Origin of the sequence: Flavobacterium psychroterrae, from assembly GCF_018380615.1 — a bacterium.
GTDB lineage: Bacteria > Bacteroidota > Bacteroidia > Flavobacteriales > Flavobacteriaceae > Flavobacterium > Flavobacterium psychroterrae.
Genome location: NZ_JAGYVZ010000007.1, coordinates 1 through 19,377, shown reverse-complemented (window position 1 = coordinate 19,377; position 19,377 = coordinate 1). Strand labels below are relative to the sequence as shown.

17 protein-coding genes are annotated in these 19,377 nt (G+C 32.6%); 5 read left to right on the top strand and 12 right to left on the bottom strand.

Going from position 1 to position 19,377, the window contains the following annotated elements:
• Positions 1-138: 138 nt before the first annotated feature.
• From KHA90_RS09210 to KHA90_RS09175, 8 genes are all read right to left on the bottom strand, one after another.
• Positions 139-465: a hypothetical protein gene (locus KHA90_RS09210; protein ID WP_213298269.1), complete on the bottom strand. Its 327-nt coding sequence runs from the start codon at positions 463-465 to the stop codon at positions 139-141.
• Between the two features lie 29 nt (positions 466-494).
• Positions 495-755: a hypothetical protein gene (locus tag KHA90_RS09205; RefSeq protein ID WP_213298266.1), complete on the bottom strand. Its 261-nt coding sequence runs from the start codon at positions 753-755 to the stop codon at positions 495-497.
• A gap of 2 nt (positions 756-757) precedes the next feature.
• Positions 758-1,909, bottom strand: coding sequence for an AAA family ATPase (locus KHA90_RS09200; protein WP_213298262.1), 1,152 nt, complete (start codon positions 1,907-1,909; stop codon positions 758-760).
• 60 nt (positions 1,910-1,969) lie between these two features.
• On the bottom strand, positions 1,970-4,801 hold the full coding sequence (gene uvrA, locus KHA90_RS09195) for an excinuclease ABC subunit UvrA (RefSeq protein WP_213298259.1): 2,832 nt from the start codon (positions 4,799-4,801) through the stop codon (positions 1,970-1,972).
• A gap of 241 nt (positions 4,802-5,042) precedes the next feature.
• Positions 5,043-5,996, bottom strand: a complete 954-nt coding sequence (locus KHA90_RS09190) for a Fic family protein (protein WP_213298256.1) — start codon at positions 5,994-5,996, stop codon at positions 5,043-5,045.
• A 62-nt stretch (positions 5,997-6,058) separates the two neighbouring features.
• A complete protein-coding gene (locus KHA90_RS09185) occupies positions 6,059-7,843 on the bottom strand; it encodes a chloride channel protein (protein ID WP_213298253.1) in 1,785 nt (594 codons plus the stop codon).
• A 75-nt stretch (positions 7,844-7,918) separates the two neighbouring features.
• The gene (gene ggt / locus KHA90_RS09180; protein WP_213298250.1) at positions 7,919-9,601 is read right to left on the bottom strand and encodes a gamma-glutamyltransferase; all 1,683 of its coding nucleotides are present in this window, start codon (positions 9,599-9,601) and stop codon (positions 7,919-7,921) included.
• 39 nt (positions 9,602-9,640) lie between these two features.
• The gene (locus KHA90_RS09175) at positions 9,641-10,225 is read right to left on the bottom strand and encodes an acyl carrier protein phosphodiesterase (RefSeq protein WP_213298247.1); all 585 of its coding nucleotides are present in this window, start codon (positions 10,223-10,225) and stop codon (positions 9,641-9,643) included.
• A 269-nt stretch (positions 10,226-10,494) separates the two neighbouring features.
• Here KHA90_RS09175 and glmM point away from each other — a divergent pair, with 269 nt between their 5' ends.
• Positions 10,495-11,883 carry a phosphoglucosamine mutase gene (gene glmM / locus KHA90_RS09170; protein WP_213298244.1) on the top strand — a complete coding sequence of 463 codons (1,389 nt, stop codon included), beginning with the start codon at positions 10,495-10,497 and terminating at the stop codon, positions 11,881-11,883.
• Positions 11,884-12,110: 227 nt separating this feature from the next.
• On the opposite strand, the gene KHA90_RS09165 is transcribed toward glmM, so the two are convergent.
• Together KHA90_RS09165 and KHA90_RS09160 are read right to left on the bottom strand one after the other, a co-directional pair.
• Positions 12,111-13,589 (bottom strand): glycosyl hydrolase, encoded by a 1,479-nt coding sequence (locus tag KHA90_RS09165; RefSeq protein WP_213298241.1) that lies wholly within the window; start codon positions 13,587-13,589, stop codon positions 12,111-12,113.
• Positions 13,590-13,811: 222 nt separating this feature from the next.
• Positions 13,812-14,684, bottom strand: coding sequence for a lysophospholipid acyltransferase family protein (locus KHA90_RS09160; RefSeq protein ID WP_213298238.1), 873 nt, complete (start codon positions 14,682-14,684; stop codon positions 13,812-13,814).
• Positions 14,685-14,798: 114 nt separating this feature from the next.
• Here KHA90_RS09160 and KHA90_RS09155 point away from each other — a divergent pair, with 114 nt between their 5' ends.
• From KHA90_RS09155 to KHA90_RS09145, 3 genes are all read left to right on the top strand, one after another.
• Positions 14,799-15,437 carry a rhomboid family intramembrane serine protease gene (locus tag KHA90_RS09155; RefSeq protein ID WP_213298235.1) on the top strand — a complete coding sequence of 213 codons (639 nt, stop codon included), beginning with the start codon at positions 14,799-14,801 and terminating at the stop codon, positions 15,435-15,437.
• Between the two features lie 52 nt (positions 15,438-15,489).
• Positions 15,490-16,179: an SIMPL domain-containing protein gene (locus KHA90_RS09150; protein ID WP_213298233.1), complete on the top strand. Its 690-nt coding sequence runs from the start codon at positions 15,490-15,492 to the stop codon at positions 16,177-16,179.
• A 535-nt stretch (positions 16,180-16,714) separates the two neighbouring features.
• Positions 16,715-17,527, top strand: coding sequence for a lysophospholipid acyltransferase family protein (locus tag KHA90_RS09145; RefSeq protein ID WP_213298230.1), 813 nt, complete (start codon positions 16,715-16,717; stop codon positions 17,525-17,527).
• An 89-nt stretch (positions 17,528-17,616) separates the two neighbouring features.
• Here KHA90_RS09145 and KHA90_RS09140 read toward each other — a convergent pair whose 3' ends face one another.
• Positions 17,617-17,856: a hypothetical protein gene (locus tag KHA90_RS09140; RefSeq protein WP_213298227.1), complete on the bottom strand. Its 240-nt coding sequence runs from the start codon at positions 17,854-17,856 to the stop codon at positions 17,617-17,619.
• A 216-nt stretch (positions 17,857-18,072) separates the two neighbouring features.
• On the opposite strand from KHA90_RS09140, the gene KHA90_RS09135 reads away from it, so the two are divergent.
• Positions 18,073-19,047: a YheT family hydrolase gene (locus KHA90_RS09135; protein ID WP_213298224.1), complete on the top strand. Its 975-nt coding sequence runs from the start codon at positions 18,073-18,075 to the stop codon at positions 19,045-19,047.
• A 224-nt stretch (positions 19,048-19,271) separates the two neighbouring features.
• Here KHA90_RS09135 and KHA90_RS09130 read toward each other — a convergent pair.
• On the bottom strand, positions 19,272-19,377 hold a 106-nt coding region (locus tag KHA90_RS09130), incomplete at its 5' end, for an ATP-binding protein (protein ID WP_244860288.1).

Here is a 19,377-nt window from a genome sequence, read left to right as displayed (position 1 = left end):
TCTGTGGTTGAAATATTCAATGATTAAATCTTTGGCACGTTGAAATTTTCAATGGATTGAATACTTGATTATAATTCCTAACATATTGAAATGTGTTATTACAAAACGTGTTCCAGGGGGGACAATCGATTTTTTTACTTAATTCAATTTTATAGTTTGCGAACCTGTATATTGAAATAATTGAAATCCTAAATCATTGATTTCAATATGCTCCATTTCAATTCCATCAGGTACTAAATTGTTTAATCTGTTAAACGCATTTGGAGCATCAATGGTAATTGAGGGGTTAGTAGATTGTTTATTGCAATAACAACATCTTTTTTGGGTAAAAAGGTTTATAAAAGTATCAATAGATGGAGTTGTTTTAATTAATTTTAAAGTTTTAAGCATTTGAGAAATTGCACCTGAAAGTACTTCTTCTGATGCGTTTTTATCAACGATTTTTCTATTTTTTAATTCATTCAATAGAAAATAAGATTTATTTTGAGTGTAAACTATTGCATCACATCTACTTTTACCTTGCTTAAATCTATGTGATAACTAGTTAGAAAAGTATCGTAATCAATTATAGCTACTTCTAAATTATTAGGATTAGTGTATTTTGCTGTTCCTGAATCTTTAATACTAGATAGTGTTAAAACTGTATCAATATCTTCTAATTCAAAATATGGTAAAATTGTATCTTGACGTATGTTTAGATTAGAAAGAGGTAGCTGATGGAATGAAGTAAAATCATTTTTTAACAAGCTATCCATAATTATCCTAATTTTTCATATTCATTATAAATATCATTTATGGTGTCAGATAGAGGATTTGTGTTTACTAATCGCTCATTTTGTGCCATTAAATTAATTAAAGTACCATTAGCAACTTGATAAACTGCTAATTCATCATAATTGTATCTTGCTTCTTTAATATTTTCGTCAAATCTTTTAATAAGTAGATTAAGATAATTTATGATGTATGGACTATGAGTAGAAATTAACAATTCTACGGGATTTGTATTACTAATAAAACAATTTTCTACCAAATTATCTATTAATTTACATTGTGCATCAGGAAATAAACTTAATTCTGGTTCTTCTATATGAATGTATATTTTTTTATTTAAATCACTTAGATTTTTTACTGCTTTGAACTCTGTTAAGCTATCTGTAGAAGATAAATATTTTAAAATAGAAGTATTAAAACTGTCCTCAAATTTGAAATTTTTTGCAAAAAATTGTGAAATCAAAAGTATTGGAACCGAAGTTTGAGTTCCTGATGAGCTATTTCTGAATTCGATATTAAATTTTTCATTGGTATTAGATTCTATTTTGTAGGTTTTTCCAAAAGGATTTTTATCAACAAAAAACTTTAAATCTAAATGTTTTAATTCTATTTTTTTTATTGAACTAGAAGCTAAATCAAAATCTTTGAATACTTCTTGAAAGTAGAATCCTAAATTCCCCCCTGTTAAAGAAGAAATCGAATTACTCCAAAGTGGAATAATATTTCGAGTCTCAGAAATGAAACTAATCTTGTTAAAAGATAAATAAGATGCATTGATTGTTTGATTTGAAAAGCTTAAGGTATTCATTCCCAGGAATTTGATCTCGTAATTTACGTTTTTGTCAAATGTAGCTTTATAGATAATTTGAGTGTTTGGTGTTATGAATTCATCTATACCGCTATTTTCAAAATAAGAATGTATATCGGATTTAAATTCAAATGGAATATTAACATTACTTATCTTTAGATATGAATAAATATTTTGCATTTTATATATCCATCTAAACAAAGAAATAACTTTCATCAAAGTACTTTTCCCGCTTCCAGATTCTCCAATAAAGACAGTAAATGGTTTTATTTCTTCAATAGAGATGTCTTTTAATGGACCAAGATTTTTTATGATGATAGATTCTTTCATTTTGTTTTATGTGTTTAGAACAAATATAATTACTTTTTTAAAATTCCTTTGCGAGGTTTTTTAAGATAACTCCTTTTTCAAAAACTTAGCCGTATAGCTTTTTTTATTTTTCGCTACTTCTTCCGGAGTTCCTTTTGCGATTAATTGTCCGCCGCCTTTTCCACCTTCTGGACCAATATCGATAATATAATCAGCAAGTTTTATAACGTCCATATTGTGTTCGATAATCAGGATTGTATTTCCTTTATCAACTAATTTGTTGATCACGTCCATCAAAACACGAATGTCTTCAAAATGCAATCCTGTAGTGGGTTCATCGAGAATATAAAACGTATTTCCAGTATCTTTTTTAGACAATTCTCCTGCTAATTTTATACGTTGCGCTTCACCACCCGAAAGTGTTGTACTTTGTTGACCCAGCGTGATATATCCTAAACCAACATCCTGAATTGTTTTTACTTTTCTGTAAATCTTCGGAATCATTTCAAAAAACGGAACCGCTTCATCAACTGTCATATTCAATACATCCGAAATTGATTTTCCTTTATAACGAATTTCCAATGTTTCTCTGTTAAAACGTTTTCCCTGACAGGTTTCACATTCTACATAAACATCAGGTAAAAAGTTCATTTCAATAGTTCTAACACCAGAACCTTCACAGGTTTCGCAACGTCCGCCTTTTACGTTAAAACTAAAACGTCCTGCTTTATATCCACGAATCATACTTTCAGAAGTCATCGTAAACAGATTCCTAATTTCTGTGAAAACTTCGGTATAAGTTGCTGGATTAGAACGTGGTGTTCTCCCAATCGGACTTTGGTCAATATCAATTACTTTGTCAATATGTTCAAGACCTTCAATCTTTTTATAAGGTTGTGGTTTTTTTACGCCATTAAAATAATAAGCATTCAAAATAGGGTATAGGGTTTCATTTATCAAAGTCGATTTTCCACTTCCTGAAACTCCCGTTACGCAAATCATTTTCCCTAGGGGCAATTCAATCGAAACATTTTTTAAGTTGTTTCCCGTTGCTCCGGTTAGTTTTAGGAATTTTCCATTTCCTTTACGGCGCTCTTTCGGAATCTCTAATTTCATTGTACCGTTCAAATATTGAGCGGTAATTGTATTTGATTTTAAAGTTTCTGCCGGAGTTCCGATACTAATAATTTCTCCACCATATTTTCCCGCTTTTGGTCCAATATCAATAACATAATCAGCGCGTTCGATCATGTCTTTGTCGTGTTCAACGACAATAACAGAATTTCCTATATCACGTAATTGTTCCAATGAGTGAATCAGTTTTTCATTATCTCTTTGGTGTAAACCAATACTTGGCTCATCCAATATATATAAAACACCAACCAATTGTGAACCAATTTGTGTTGCCAGACGAATACGTTGCGCTTCACCACCCGAAAGTGATTTTGAACTTCGGCTTAAAGCCAAATATTCTAAACCAACATTCATTAAAAAGTTCAAACGATCCTTGATTTCTTTCACAACTTCTGAAGCAATCAAAAGCTGTTTGTCTGATAAATGTTGATTTAAATCCTGAAACCAGATCGTTAAATCAGAGATATCCATATCGCACAATTCTACAATATTTTTTCCGTTGATTTTAAAGAATAAAGCTTCTTTTTTTAAACGTGAACCATCACAAACCGGACAGTTTACTTCGTCCATAAAATCTTTCGCCCAACGTTTTATTGTGGTTGAAGAAGTTTCATCAAATTGATTTTTTATGAAATGCGAAATTCCTTCAAAATCTATTTTATAATCACGGGTTACTCCTAAATCTTTTGAGTTCACAACGAACTTGTCTTTTCCACCATGCAAAATCATTGTCATGGCTTCTTCCGGAATTTTCTCAATAGGGTCTGTTATTTTGAAACTGAATTTTTCGCCAATAACTTCCAGTTGTTTAAAAATCCAGGACGATTTGTATTCACCAAGCGGAGCAAAACCTCCAGCTTTAATCGATAATTTAGGATTTGGGATTATCTTTTTAACATTGATTTCGTGTACTGTTCCTAATCCGTTACAATGCGGGCAAGCTCCTTTTGGGGAGTTGAACGAAAATAAATTTGGTTCCGGATTTTGGTATGAAATTCCAGTTGATGGACACATTAAATTTCTGCTGAAAAAGCGAACTTCATTGGAATCCTGATCCAGGATCATCAAAACGTTTTCACCATGATGCATCGCAGTATTGATACTTTCTGATAATCTTTTTTGATTGTCTTCAGTATCTTCAATCAACATTCGATCAACTACAATTTCAATATCGTGGGTTTTATAACGATCTAATTTCATTCCTGAAACTAAATCCTTTACTTCGCCATTTACACGAACTTTAAGGAAACCTTGTTTGGTAATTTGCTGGAATAACTCAGCATAATGACCCTTTCTGGCTCTAATAATTGGAGCAAGAATATTGATACGTTTTCCTTTAAAATCCTGAATAATCAAATCTTTAATTTGTTCATCAGAGTAGGAAACCATTTTTTCGCCAGTGTTGTAACTATAAGCGTCAGCGCCACGAGCGTAAAGAAGTCGCAGGAAATCGTATATTTCTGTAATAGTTCCCACAGTTGAACGCGGACTTTTACTGGTTGTTTTTTGTTCAATCGCAATTACAGGCGAAAGTCCGTCGATTTTATCAACATCAGGACGTTCAAGCCCGCCAAGAAACTGTCTGGCATAAGCCGAAAAAGTTTCAACGTAACGACGCTGTCCTTCGGCATAAATGGTATCAAATGCCAAAGACGATTTTCCCGATCCTGATAAACCGGTAATTACAACCAGTTTTTCACGCGGAATAGAAATGTCTATATTTTTTAGATTATGAACTCTTGCACCAAGAACTTCAATAGTATTGTCTTTTTCTAACATAATTTTGAGCAAAACGCAAAGTTAACACTTTGATTTGTTCTTTTGTGCTCGATAGCAAAACTTTATGTTACAAATAGTAACAAAAAATGCCAAAAAAATAAACATGAATTGCACGAATTGTCACTAATTAGTTTGTGAAATTAATTTCACAAACTAATTTAATCTTAAAGATTTAGTGCAAATCAGTGCAATTCGTGTTTTAATTGATTAAAATATTTGTATCCTGACGATAGAACCTAAGTTAGCGTTTTCTTTTTCGGGTTGCCATATACTCTTCGATGGCTTGTTTGGTGGTGTACCAGTTGCGACCTTCTTTATAAGCATCAATTTTGCCGGTTCTTGCCAGTAAACTAATGTATTCCTGACCGTAAGGAGTTTCAGGTTCACTTACAATATTTTGTATGGGCTGAAAATCATAAGTACTTCCCGGCATCGAACTTAAGTATATGTTGAGCGTACGTTCTAAAGCCTGACACATCAAAAGAGTTAATTTTTGATAATTACCAGTATTAGCCTGATTAAGTGCTTCATAATATTTTTTTCTATCATTTTTTAAGATGATAGCGGGCGGAAAACCGCAACGCATCAATAATAAATTCATGCTTAAACGAACTGTACGGCCATTTCCATCAAAAAATGGATGAATCCAGACTAGTTTATGATGGTAAATTGTGGCAAGTTCTATATCGTTTAAACTTAACGGATTTGTATTGATAAAATCAATCAATTCATCCAGATAATCTGAAACTTTGCTGGCATTGGGAGGCATAAAATTAGCGCCTGAAATTCGAACGCCTCCGTTTCGTAATCGCCCGGCAAAATCATCTTCGATGGAACGTAAAACTAATCCATGAATAGATAGAATGTCTATACTTCTTAAGTTGTAATTATCATCAACAATCGAGTATAAATAATCAATTGCTTTATCGTGATTATGGGTTTCAAAATGTTCCCGAAGCGATTTTCCTTTTATAGTAATTCCTTCCTGAATTACCATTTGTGTTTCTCGTAAACTCATTGTGTTGCCTTCGATACTATTTGAATTGTAAGTCCATTCAAGGGATAGGCTTTCGCGAATTTTGTGTAAAGCAATATTGGGCAATGGTCTGCTGTTTTGCAAATCAAGCCTTTTTTGGTACAATCGATCAAATGTTGATTGAAATTCTTCTCTGTATGTCAAGTCTATATTCCACATAATCCCACAAAGATACGTCTTAATATCGGATAACTCAAATTTTTAACTATCCGATATTAAGCTTACTCAATTGTCATGGAACGGAGTTTTGTTCTATAGGCTTCAAGTGCTATAGATTTGGATATAAATCCAAAGTATTTCTCATTTCGTAATACGGGAAGAAAAGCCGATTTAGATTTTTCGAATTTGCTCATTACGATTTCCATGCTGTCATCAGATGAAATTGTAGCAGCGGGAGTTTTCATTACATCTTTAATCAAAGTATATTTAACGCGATAACTGTTGAATATAATTTCCCTGATATCATTGAAATGAACAATTCCAACAAGATCTTTTTCATTATCAACAACTGCAAAAACAACCTGATTTGAATGTGAAATAAGATCTACTAATTTGCTGAGATTTTCGTCAGGATGAACCGTTAAATAATCGCATTGAATTATGGTGTCAATATCTAATGTAGATAAAATATTAGAATCTTTATTACTTGTGAATGCATGACCTTTTTTAGCCAGACCTTTTACATCAAGTGAATATTTCTCAAAACGTTTAGAGATTGCAAAACTTATAGAGGAAACAATCATAAGCGGAATCATCAGGCTGTAACCACCAGTAATTTCGGCAATTAAGAAAATTGCAGTAAGCGGAGCATGAAACAATCCGCTCAAAATACCTGCCATACCAACCATAGTAAAGTTACTAATGGGCAATTTTGATAAACCAATCATGCTGATAAATTTCGCAAAGAAATAACCCAGATAGGAGCCTAAAAATAACGATGGGGCAAAGTTACCTCCGTTTCCACCGCTGCCAAGAGTTAGTCCGGAAGCAAAAACTTTTACCATCATGGTACATCCTACAAAAAGAAGTAAAACCCATTGATTATCTCTAAAATTTGCAAATAATGTATTGTCTAATAATTTCCCCGGATCTGATTCAGATAGTGTTTTAATGCTTTCATAACCTTCACCAAAAAGGGTGGGAAATATAAAGATAAGTAATGCGAGTAGTGAAGATCCAATTAACGCTTTTCTGTAAGGACCAACTTGTAACTTCGAAAAATAATGCTCGACTTTTTGAAAATTACGTGCGTAATAAACAGCCATGAAACCAGTTAAAATTCCTAACAGAACATAAAAAGGAATATTATGATAATTAAAAGCTTCTTGTTTTTTGAACGACAATAAAATAGTTTCGTCTAAGACGATAGCAGAAACCAAAGCACCGGTCGCAGCAGAAATCATAATAGGAGTAAAGGCTGAAATACTTACGTCGACTAATAAAACTTCTATAGCAAAAAGAACTCCGGCAATGGGTGCGTTAAAAGCAGCCGAAATTCCGGCAGCAACACCACAACCAATAAGTAATGTCCTGTCTTTGTAAGGTAATTTGAAATTTTGAGCAAAATTAGATCCAAATGCTGCACCTGTAATAACGATAGGGCTTTCTAAACCTGCAGAACCTCCTAAACCAACAGTAAGTGAAGAGGTCACAATTTGAGCATACATTTGCTTCTTCGGAATAATACTGGCTTTTTTAGCCACTGCATATAAAATCTGAGAAGTTCCTTTTTCGATGCTTCCGTTAAGAACCCTTTTTACCACAAAAACCGTCAGTACAATTCCGATGATTGGAAGAATACTATTAATGAAACTCAGTTTTAAAATACCATTGATGTAGGTGGCAAAAGAGAAAACGCTATGGGCAAAAGTTTTTAATACAATTACTGCCAAAGAGCACGAAACACCAATTAAAACACTTGATAAAAAAATAAATTGCTTTGGAGTCATTAATGATTGTCCTAAAGCGATAATGCTTTCTAATCTTCTGAAATATTTTTTTAGCATTCTGTTTGTAAAAAGTTAGGGAAACTACAAATTTAACTCATAATGTTTGAATATAAATGAAAATTATCAATAAAATTAAAAGCCTACAGCAGTATCGTCTCCTCGAAAATCTGCTCCGCCTTCAAGATTATTATTTGGTAAAACCAAAATACAATCAAGTTTGCCAATTACTGGCGTAGTTTTTTCATTGATTAAATATCCTTTAGCTTTTAGTTTGTCTGTCGTAATCTTGTCAAATGCATCAGGTTCAAACGTTATTAAATCCGGTAACCATTGATGATGAAATCGTGGTGCATTTACCGCTTCCTGCATACTCAAATTGTATTCGTAAACATTTAAAATGGCTTGTAAAACAGTTGTAATAATAGTCGATCCGCCTGGAGAACCTACGACCATAAATAACTTTCCGTTTTTCTCGACAATTGTTGGCGTCATTGAACTTAACATTCTTTTTTGCGGAGCGATACTATTGGCTTCATTTCCTACCAAGCCAAACATATTAGGAGATCCGGGTTTTGCGCTAAAATCATCCATTTCGTTATTTAGAAAAAAACCTAATTCATCACAATAATATTTTGATCCGTAACCGTCATTAAGTGTTGTGGTTGCAGCAACGGCATTTCCCTGAGCATCAATAATCGAATAATGAGTAGTTTCGGTACTTTCGTTAAAATTTACTTTTCCTTCTTTTATTTCTGATGATAAACTGGCTTTGTTTACATTAAAAGTTGACATTCTGTCTTTCAAGTAAACATCAGACAATAAACCATTAATCGGAATTTTTACAAAATCAGGATCTCCTAAAAACTGGCTTCTGTCGGCGTAAGCCCTTCTTTCGGCTTCAACAATTATTTGAATAGATTCTTCAGAGTTATGTCCCATTTTAGCTAAATCATAAGGAGCAATCATTTTCATGATCTGCGCCAGACAAATTCCGCCGCTGCTTGGAGGAGACATCGAAGTAATTTTTAAATCTTTATAAGTAAATTGCAATGGTTTTCTCCATTTCGCTTCATATTTTGCTAAATCCTGAAGTGTGATAATTCCGCCTTTTTTATTAAGATACTCGACTAATATTTTAGCTGTTTCGCCTTTGTAGAATTCATTTCTTCCGTTTTTTGCAATTCGTTTTAACGTTTTGGCAAGAGCCGGATATTTAATAGTGTCATTTTCTTTGTACAGAGTTGCCAATGGCGTTTTATCACCGTTTATTTTTACAATAGCATCCCGATAATCATTTATATTTTTTTCCTGTTTTTTGGTGACAACCACACCTCTTTCTGCTAGAGCAATAACAGGTTTTAAAATTTCAGCCATTGGTAAAGAACCTAATTTTTTATGTACGGCAAAAACTCCCGCAATAGTTCCCGGAACACCAATTGCTAAAGCAGTTTGGGTACTTTTTCCTTTTATAACATTTCCGTCTTTGTCCAGAAACATATCTTTTGTTGCCGCTAATGGTGCTTTTTCACGATAATCTAAAGATCCAACTTCGCCATTTGCTTTTCGGTACACCATAAATCCGCCGCCGCCAATATTTCCTGCAAACGGAAATGCGACTGCCAAAGCCAATTCGGTACCAACCATTGCATCAAAAGCATTTCCGCCTTTTTGTATAATTTCTAAACCTACTTTAGATGCCTCCTGACGTGCCGAAACGACCATTGCTTTTGTAGCGACTAATCCGGTTGGTTTTGCGGTTTGTTGGGCAAAACTATAAATAGAAATAAAGCTGAATAAAAAGGCGATTTTTTTCATGAAAAGAATTGTATTTGTTTTTATAAAATTTTGCTGATTCTATAAAGAGAGTAATTTTTGTTTTGAATGCTTTTTGATATCTTCAAAAAAGAGCGTGAATTCCTGTTCAAATTCCGAATAAAATTCAACTAATTCTTCACTTGCAAACTGCATTTTTGATGTGTTTTTTGAGCGTCGGTCCATTTGTGTCAAAATGTTCTTGATTCCTTCAACGGTTTGATAACTTAAAAGCCAGTTTCTTTCGATCATATACGGCATTAAACCCTGAGTTTTTTCGGTCAGGATATCATAATTAGTATGTAATGAAGTATAAAACCGATTGATGAAATCTTCCAGTTTTTCATCTGAATATTTTGTCCAGTTTTTGGCTAAGAAATGATCATAAACAATATCAACAATAACGCCTGCATAATGATGGTATTTTTCATGTAACCGTTTGGTACTTTGCCTAAAAACATCATGAGAATCTGTGTAAGTGTCTATGGAGCGGTGCAAAATAATGCCTTTTTGAACTTCTTCAGGAAAATGTTCAAATTGTTTCCCGCGAATTCCATCGGCCATAAAATTACCAATTTTGATTAAATCATTGTCTCCGGACAAATAGATGTGGGCTAGGAAGTTCATTCTTTATAAGTTGCTAATTTTCTGAGAGGCTAAGATTCTAAGTTTTTCTTTTTTAAAGTTGCTACTAGAAACTTCGGGACTAAGAAACTAAGTTGTTTTAGTAAAAGTATGAAATCTTTTTTAAATCGCTTTTAGAGTAGACTTCACAATATAAACTTAATATTTTGGTTTCTTTTTAAATCTTAAAACCTTAGCAACTTAGTATCTCAGCACCTTAGCATCTTTAAAAAAAATCTATATTTGTAACTGGTAACCATAACTCACAAAACATGACTTTAATAAAATCGATCTCAGGAATACGAGGAACTATTGGTGGGAAAGTAGGAGATAACCTGACTCCTGTTGACGCTGTAAAATTTGCATCGGCATACGGGACTTTCTTGAAAAACAATACTTCAAAAGAAAAATTAACGGTTGTAATAGGTCGCGATGCCAGAATTTCCGGGCCTATGATTCACAATCTGGTTGTAAATACTTTAGTAGGTTTAGGGATTAATGTAATTGATCTGGGACTTTCGACAACGCCAACGGTTGAAATTGCTGTTCCTTTAGAAAAAGCGGATGGTGGAATTATTTTAACAGCATCTCATAATCCGAAACAATGGAATGCCTTAAAATTATTGAATGCTAAAGGAGAATTTTTAAGTGGAGATGAAGGAGCAAAAATTTTAGATATTGCTGATGCTGAAGCTTTCGATTTCTCGGATGTTGATAATTTAGGCGAAATCACGGTAAATGATTCTTATATGGATATTCATATCGACGAGGTTTTAAATTTACCTTTAGTAGATGTTGAAGCGGTAAAAGCGGCAAAATTTAAGGTGGTTGTTGATGGAGTAAATTCGTCAGGCGGAATAATTATCCCAAGATTATTAGAATTAATGGGCGTTGAAGTGGTAAAATTATACTGCGAACCAAACGGACATTTCCCTCATAATCCGGAACCTTTAAAAGAGCATTTAACTGATATTTCTGAATTAGTTGTAAAAGAAAAAGCTGATTTAGGTGTTGTGGTTGATCCGGACGTGGATCGTCTTGCTTTTATTTGTGAAGACGGAGAAATGTTTGGCGAAGAATATACTTTAGTGGCTTGCGCCGATTATGTTTTGAGTAAAACTCCCGGAAATACAGTTTCGAATATGTCATCGTCTCGTGCTTTACGCGATGTAACGGTTGCTCATGGCGGAAAATATGAAGCCAGCGCAGTTGGAGAAGTGAATGTTGTTGAATTAATGAAAAAGAATAACGCTATTATTGGTGGTGAAGGAAACGGCGGAATCATTTATCCTGAATCTCATTACGGACGTGATAGTTTAGTTGGGGTAGCATTGTTTTTAACACATTTGGCTAACAAAAAAATATCAGTTTCGGCATTGCGTGCTTCATATCCTGAATATTATATGAGCAAAAATAAAATTGAATTAACACCACAAATTGATGTTGATGCGATTTTAGAAGCTATGACAGATAAATATAAAAACGAAGATATCACAACGATTGATGGTGTAAAAATTGATTTTGCTACAGAATGGGTTCATTTAAGAAAATCAAACACAGAACCAATTATCAGAATTTATACTGAAGCTCCTTCTCAGGAAAAAGCAGATGTATTAGCACTTCGAATTATAGATGAAATAAAAGCAATTGCAGGAATTTAATTTTTGACAATTATAATACAGAAAACACCTCTTTCGTTGATTTCGAAAGAGGTGTTTTTTTGTTTAAAAACGGCCTTGTATTTAACCGCAAAGTTCGCTAAGATTTATTTGATAGTGCGTTCACAAAACACAAAGTTCGCAAAGCTGATTCAATATTTAGCTTTGCGAACTTTGTGTTTGCTATGCATAAATTAAAATTAAAACTTTGTGCACTCTGTGGTAAAATTTTAATCTTTGATGATTTTCAAGGATTTTTTGACTTTACCATAAGTTGCGGTTACGATATAAATTCCGCTTGAAAGTTTGTCTCCAATTTTAATATCTTCATTTGTAAAATTTGTATCTGATAAAAAACAAATACTTCCCTTCATATCTGTTATTCTTAAAGTCAAAGGTTCTGTAATAGCAGATTTTATATGAAGTGTAGCCTGCGTTTTAATCGGATTTGGGTAAACCGTAAAATAATCTGTTTCAACCGCAGGATCATTTACGCCTAAGTTTGCTGTTGAAACATCGATAAAATTAAAATTCATATCGTTTGATTTGAATTTAATTTTCAGGTAAACTTCTCCTTTTGGTAATGCGATTCCGTTTACAATTTTGTTCGTATACGTTTGCAAACTTCCCGTTGCTGGAAATGTTTCATCTGTTTTTGCTACAACATCATTAACTAAAATATCAAATTTTCCCTGACTTGTTGATGCAGCTCTAAACGTGAAATTATAAGTTCCTGCGTTATCAACATTCAGCATAAATTCATTCCAATCGCCTGTTTCTATATTAGATACATTTTGTATTGTTCCTGAATCAGTTGTGTTTTGCAGTGTTGTTCCTTTTCGGCGATAATGTTTATTGGCAATTATTCTGCCCGGAACATTCATCTTTTTTGAGGTATAAGTTGTATTTATATATTCAGTTCCTATTGGTCTTAAAACGCCGCTTTGGGGAGCTAATAAAGGACCTTCTGCCATATCTAACCAGTCGGCTGGAACTCGTCCTGTAAACCAGGAATATCTGTAAATGTCCGGATCATTTTCAAAATTAGTTATGATATCTTTCATAAACTTAGTTTTGTCAGCGGCACTTTGAATTACTCTGTTCGCAAATTCGGTCACCCAAACCGGACGATTGTATTTTTTTAAAAGACTGGTAACGCCAATAACTGATCCAGAAGAGCTATCATAAGTATGAAAAGCAATATAATCGACTTTGCAATTGGGGCATAAAAGAAAAAATTGATCGTGCCACGCAGTTGGACTACTATAACCGCCATAATTATTATTCGGGTCATTATAGGCTGGTGAGGCACTTACTATTTCTAAGTTTTTGGCGGCAGCAATTTTCTCAACATTTTTCCATGCATTTACGGCTTCTTGCGGAGTTAATCTTGCGCCATCATTAAAATTAGGTTCATTAAAGGCGAGTAAATATTTTGCACCGGGCTTTATTCTGTTTATAAAAGCTTGTACATCAGCATCGCTTACCGCATTCCATGTCATCGGGACATATTCAATACCAATAGATTCATAATTAGCATTAGTGTCATTTTCTGGGGAAGATCCCCAATTGTACCACCATGAAACTCCTGGTTTTAGAGCAAGTAAATCTGCCGTTGAGTTATTTCCGTAAGCAATTCCGCGTTTGGGGCTTTGAGCGAAAGCAGCTATTGAAATACATAAAATTAAAGAACATAAGTTTTTCTTCATAGTAGGTTATTTTAGATTTAAGTAGGGTTAATCTTTTTCAAATATATGTTCTTTATGTAATTTATCATTTGATTCTTTCAGAAAAAAAATAGTACAAAAACACATCAAAATTTATTTTTCTACTTTGAATAACGAGTTTCTGTTATTATAAAGTTTATAAAATGAAAAAATCCAAAAAAGCAATTGTTACTTTTTTGGATTTTTATTTTTTTTTGAAGAATATTATTCAACTCGATGTTTCCATCTTTTGTGCGTCCATAAATAAAATTCAGGAGCTTCGTAAATTTGTTTTTCGACTTCTCTTAAATACTTTTCTGTAATATCAAAGTTTTCATAATCGTTTGGATTATCTGCAATAGGTACAAAAGTTGCTTCATAATACCCTCTTGCTACTTTTTTTACTTTTACAAAAATCACGCTTAAGTGGTATTTTTTTGCCAGCATTTCGGCTCCTGTATGAACCGGAACTTCGATTCCCATGAATTTCATTGAATGAAAAATTCTATCCAGTTTAGGCGATTGATCACTTGCTAATCCATACATGCTTAAAATTCCGTCACGCTGATTTTGCGCCATAGTTGGGATTGCCTTTCTTGTTTCAACTAATTCTGTATCATATTTAGAGCGTATTTTTCGAACCAGTTTATCAAAATATGGGTTTGCAACTCTTTTGTAAACGGCAATTCCTTTAAAGTCAATTTTAGGGTTAATTGTCAAAAGCCATTCATAACTTGCATAGTGCGAAGCTACAAGAATTACGCTTTTACCTTTTTTTGCATAGTCGTTTACAAGATCAATATTGGTCACATGAAATCTCTTTTCCATTTCTTTAGGCGAAATGCTCATTGTTTTAATTGTTTCCAAAAACATATCACACATATGGTGGTAAAATTTCTTTTCAATTATTTTTAACTCGCTTTTACTTAAGTTGGGCAAAGTAAGCGCCAGGTTTTCACGTACTACTTTTTTGCGGTAGCCTACGATCCTATATATAATAAAACAGACAAAATCTGATAACCAGTAAAACAATCGAAAAGGAAGTATAGAGATAAGCCAAAGTAAAGGATAGGCTAATATATAAACGAGAAATTGCATGTACTATTTTTTTTAGCAAATATAAAGTAAAAATGGATAATGAGCGATAATTTGGTCTGAAGGTAACATATGTTTAAGAATGACTATATTTACAAATCACAATAAATATTTTTTATGAATACCATTTTAATAGGGATTATACTGGCTAATGCTGTAATTAGTTACAAAGGTTTTAATGATCTTGCTTTTTTTAGAAAATACGAATTTCATGTAGGAAGTATTCGTTCAGGAGAACAAATCAGAATGATTTCATCCGGTTTTTTACATGCAGATATGATGCATTTGGTATTTAATATGTTGACACTTTGGTTTTTTGCTCCGGTAGTAATTCAATGGATGGGTCCGATTTCTTTTGTTTTAATTTATTTTGGAAGTTTAATTTTCGGAAGTTTACTAACCATGCTTTTTCATAAAAATGATTATAGTTATCGTGCCGTTGGAGCTTCTGGCGCGGTGACGGGTATTTTATATTCTGCAATATTACTTCAGCCTGATATGATGTTGGGGATTTTCTTTGTGATACCAATGCCGGCATATTTATTCGGAATCTTATATTTATTATATTCAATTTACGGAATGCGTGCTAAAAATGATAATATTGGGCATACAGCGCATTTTGGAGGTGCTATAGGCGGGTATTTAATAACTTTGGTAAAAGAGCCTTCGCTAATTGCAGACCATACATTGATGGTGGTGTTACTGGCGATCCCAATTCTAATACTTTTTGTAATGGCAAAATTGGGGAAATTATAATATTGGCACAACTTTTGAAATTCGATAATCAAACAATTTAAATATAACAAAAATGAAGAAAGTAGTATTATTTTTAACAATCATGTTTATGACTATGTCTTACGGCCAGGAAATCAAACAAATTCCTCAAATCAATGTAAATGGCGAAGGAAAAGTAAAAGTAGCACCGGATCAGGTTTGTATTTCAGCAACTGTTGAAACAAAAGGGAATAATGCTAAAGATGTCAAAAAACAAAATGACGAAAAAATCGACGCAGTTTTAAAATTTATCAAAAAGATGAATGTGCCAACAGCAGATTTTAAAACAAAACAAGTAGCTCTTAATCCGCAATATGATTATGAAAAAAAGAAAACAAGTTACAACGCAACTCAAACAATAGAAATTGTATTAAAAGATTTAACTAAATACGATGAGTTGATGGAAGGTCTTGTTCAACAAGGTATTAACCGTATTGACAAAGTGTCTTTTGAAACATCGAAATTAGCTCAAATTGAAACAGAAGCCAGAAAATTAGCGATAAAAGATGCTAAACTAAAAGCAGAAGATTACGTTTCGGTTTTAGGACAAAAAGTTGGTAAAGCATATACTATTGCTGATAATACTCAGGTTTATCGTCCACAACCAATGTACTCAGCAATGAAAACTATGGCTATGGATTCAGCCGGTGCCGAAAATCAAACTTTAGCAGTGGGTGAAATCGAAGTTGTTGCAAACGTAAGTGTGAGTTTTATTTTAGACTAACGACATATAAATTTCCAAATACAAAAATCCAAATCCCAACTTTAAAATTGGGGTTTGGATTTTTTATTGTTTAAAATATAATGTAAATTTTATTTATTGAATAATTTCTCGATAAGCTTTACTATAAAGCAAAAATACAATTTTTCGGACAGGCTAATATGTCTTGTTCTAAAAAGGATGACTTTAATGAAGTTGACAATAGTCACAAATAACTCTAAAAATAATTAGATAATTTATTTAATTATTTTTTTATGAGTTCTCTAAATATGAATTTGAACAGAAATTGGAGAAGGGGTCACAAAAATAACTTCATCTTTTATATTTGTTTATTTGCATATTCGATGTTCGCAAATAAAATCCGAGTATCTTTGGCCATGATCAAAACAAAGATTACATTGTATTTACTAGATTTCTCATTGCCATCATCAGAATTTTGGCAAAATTTATAATAATAGACATCGCTAATTTTATTTCTTTTTAGATTCTTATAATTTTAATATATAACACTAACAAACATATTTAATATTACAACATTATGACATTGATATCCAAAGAAAAATTTTCTGAAGTTACTGGTCTTTCTAAAATTCCTATTCCCGGTTTATCATCGTGTTTAATGAAAGTATTGAAAATTAACAGCTTAAATACCGTTGTAAAAGAGGCGGGTAATCTGGAGAATGCAGATTTTGCCAATTATGTTTTAACGAAAATTGGTGTAAAAGTGCAATTTGATGCAGCCGAGTTACTTAATATTCCTAAAGAAGGAGCATTTATAGTTGTTGCTAATCATCCGTACGGAGGTATTGAATCATTGGCTTTATTAAGTACAATTTCAAAAATTCGTCCTGACACTAAGTATATGGGAAATTTTTTATTAAAGGAAATTCCCAATCTTGCAAAATGTATTATTGCAGTAAATCCATTTGAAAACGTACAAAATTCTGCTAGTATTACTGGATTAAAGATGACACTTAAAACTTTGTCTGAAGGTACGCCTGTAGCAATATTTCCTGCCGGTGAGGTTTCATCTTATAATTTTAAGACCAGTGAAATTACAGATCCTGAATGGCATCCCGTTGTGGGGAAAATTATTGGCAAAGCAGATGTGCCTATTTTGCCTGTATATTTTCACGGAAATAATGGTTTCTTCTTTAGTATGCTAAAATCAATTCATCCTATGCTGCAAACTTCAAAACTAATTTCTGAGCTTTTTAACAAACAAGGATGTGCACTTAAAATGACTATTGGAAAACCCATTCATTTAAATGATGCAAAAGGAAAAGATCCTTTATTATTACAAAAGCTTAGGGAAAAGGTGTATGCTCTTAAGAACCGGACAAATAATTAATTGGCAATTTTTAAGTAATTACCGTTTACTTGTTAAGTAATGATCACAATAAAGAAGAAACTGGTTTGTAAATAAATTTGATAGTTGATTTAAATTTTTCTCATCACGTAGATCAATACTTCTTCTTCTAGTTCTTTTGATAAATTTTCGGATTTTAATTTATTACTAAAATTTTTCTCAAATTTTCTCTTATACTTTTCGGTATTCATTTTACTATTACAGTAATCATCACAAATGTTTTTGAACTTATCATCTACTAAATACAATTTTTTTATAGTCTCTATAAATTCTGCAAATTTAACATTGTACAATTCGTTAGGGATTAACATGTTTTTTATTTTTTTAACTATTGGAATAACTATTGTAAAGTTACATATAACTAAAAAGGAATATTAAAAAAACAGGTTTCAAAATATAAAATGAAACATGATTTGTGGCAAAGAGTTAAGGTTATGATTTGTAGAAATGAAATAAAACGACAGTTTTAAATTACATGTTAATGGATTGCTTAGATTTGCATTACCCACCATAAAAACTTTTTTGTTATGCCTTTAATTGAACAATCAGAATATAATTCACCTATTATTCAGCGCAACAGGCATATTTCGACTATTTATGCTGCTTTGTTCAAAAGGTTTGATGCTCCTGGATACACCAGAGAAAAACTGGAGTTGAGTGACGGAGATTTTATTAATATTGATTTTATTATAAGTGATCCTAAAAAAGCAGTTATTTTATGTCATGGTTTAGAAGGAGATTCCAGAAGAACGTATAATAATAGCTGTGCAACTTATTTTCAGCAGAAAAATTTTTCAGTTTTCGCATGGAATAATCGCACTTGCGGAGGTGAAATGAACCGTCTTCCGAGGCTTTATCATCACGGTGCAGTTGATGATCTTGATGAAGTGGTGCAGTTTGTTTTACAAAAAGGATTCGAAGATGTTTATTTAATTGGATATTCAATGGGAGGTGTTCAGCTTTTGAATTATTTAGGCTGGTCAAAAATCGATAAGCGTATAAAGGCAGCAGTCACTATTTCAGTGCCAACTCATATCGCAACAAGTGCTGCAATACTTAAACAAGGCTTTAACAGAGTTTATTTAAAGAATTTTACAATTGATATAAAAAGAAAACTGAAATATAAAGCCGCACAGTTTCCTGATTTTATAAACCGTGATCAAATTGATAAAATTTCTTCGTTTGACGAAGTTGATCATTATTTTACAGCACCGCTTCATGGCTTTGCAAGCCGTGATGAATACTATCAACGTGTCTCTCCGGAATTTTCGCTTAAAAATATTACAACACCGGTTTTAATTATTAATTCACTTGATGATCCTTTTTTAGGTGAAAGGTGTTATCCCAGAGCTATATCAAAAGACAGCGATTATGTTTATCTCGAAACTCCAAAATATGGTGGACACTGCGCTTTTCCATTGCGTAATTCAACATATTCTTATGCAGAGAAAAGAGCCTATGAGTTTTTTACCGGCAATAATATAGAGCGCTTTAAGGCTTAATATTCTGAATTTCCACATTGAATTTACCCCAAAAAGGATTATCAGCCATTTGCGAATGTCCAATTACCAAAATATAGTTTCCTTTTTGATTAAGATTAATTTTCATATCCATTCCAAAGGGTGGATATTCTGGATAAAGTGAGCACCTAATTCTGGATAAAAGTGAGCAGTATAAATGAACTCAAAAAGGTGTCTAAAAAGTAGTTTAAAAATATAAAATTATTTTATTCTATTAGTTGTTTTTCTATTTTCTTTTTTCTCATTGATTCTCCTTTTAATTCTATCCGAAGAGCATTGTGAACGATTCTGTCTAAAATTGCATCTGCAATG

What these genes read in the sequence shown, in the direction of transcription:
- KHA90_RS09205 (WP_213298266.1), bottom strand. Translation starts at nt 755, where the DNA reads ATGGATAGCTTGTTAAAAAATGATTTTACTTCATTCCATCAGCTACCT.
- KHA90_RS09200 (WP_213298262.1), bottom strand. Translation starts at nt 1,909, where the DNA reads ATGAAAGAATCTATCATCATAAAAAATCTTGGTCCATTAAAAGACATC.
- uvrA (WP_213298259.1), bottom strand. Translation starts at nt 4,801, where the DNA reads ATGTTAGAAAAAGACAATACTATTGAAGTTCTTGGTGCAAGAGTTCAT.
- KHA90_RS09190 (WP_213298256.1), bottom strand. Translation starts at nt 5,996, where the DNA reads ATGTGGAATATAGACTTGACATACAGAGAAGAATTTCAATCAACATTT.
- KHA90_RS09185 (WP_213298253.1), bottom strand. Translation starts at nt 7,843, where the DNA reads ATGCTAAAAAAATATTTCAGAAGATTAGAAAGCATTATCGCTTTAGGA.
- ggt (WP_213298250.1), bottom strand. Translation starts at nt 9,601, where the DNA reads ATGAAAAAAATCGCCTTTTTATTCAGCTTTATTTCTATTTATAGTTTT.
- KHA90_RS09175 (WP_213298247.1), bottom strand. Translation starts at nt 10,225, where the DNA reads ATGAACTTCCTAGCCCACATCTATTTGTCCGGAGACAATGATTTAATC.
- glmM (WP_213298244.1), top strand. Translation starts at nt 10,495, where the DNA reads ATGACTTTAATAAAATCGATCTCAGGAATACGAGGAACTATTGGTGGG.
- KHA90_RS09165 (WP_213298241.1), bottom strand. Translation starts at nt 13,589, where the DNA reads ATGAAGAAAAACTTATGTTCTTTAATTTTATGTATTTCAATAGCTGCT.
- KHA90_RS09160 (WP_213298238.1), bottom strand. Translation starts at nt 14,684, where the DNA reads ATGCAATTTCTCGTTTATATATTAGCCTATCCTTTACTTTGGCTTATC.
- KHA90_RS09155 (WP_213298235.1), top strand. Translation starts at nt 14,799, where the DNA reads ATGAATACCATTTTAATAGGGATTATACTGGCTAATGCTGTAATTAGT.
- KHA90_RS09150 (WP_213298233.1), top strand. Translation starts at nt 15,490, where the DNA reads ATGAAGAAAGTAGTATTATTTTTAACAATCATGTTTATGACTATGTCT.
- KHA90_RS09145 (WP_213298230.1), top strand. Translation starts at nt 16,715, where the DNA reads ATGACATTGATATCCAAAGAAAAATTTTCTGAAGTTACTGGTCTTTCT.
- KHA90_RS09140 (WP_213298227.1), bottom strand. Translation starts at nt 17,856, where the DNA reads ATGTTAATCCCTAACGAATTGTACAATGTTAAATTTGCAGAATTTATA.
- KHA90_RS09135 (WP_213298224.1), top strand. Translation starts at nt 18,073, where the DNA reads ATGCCTTTAATTGAACAATCAGAATATAATTCACCTATTATTCAGCGC.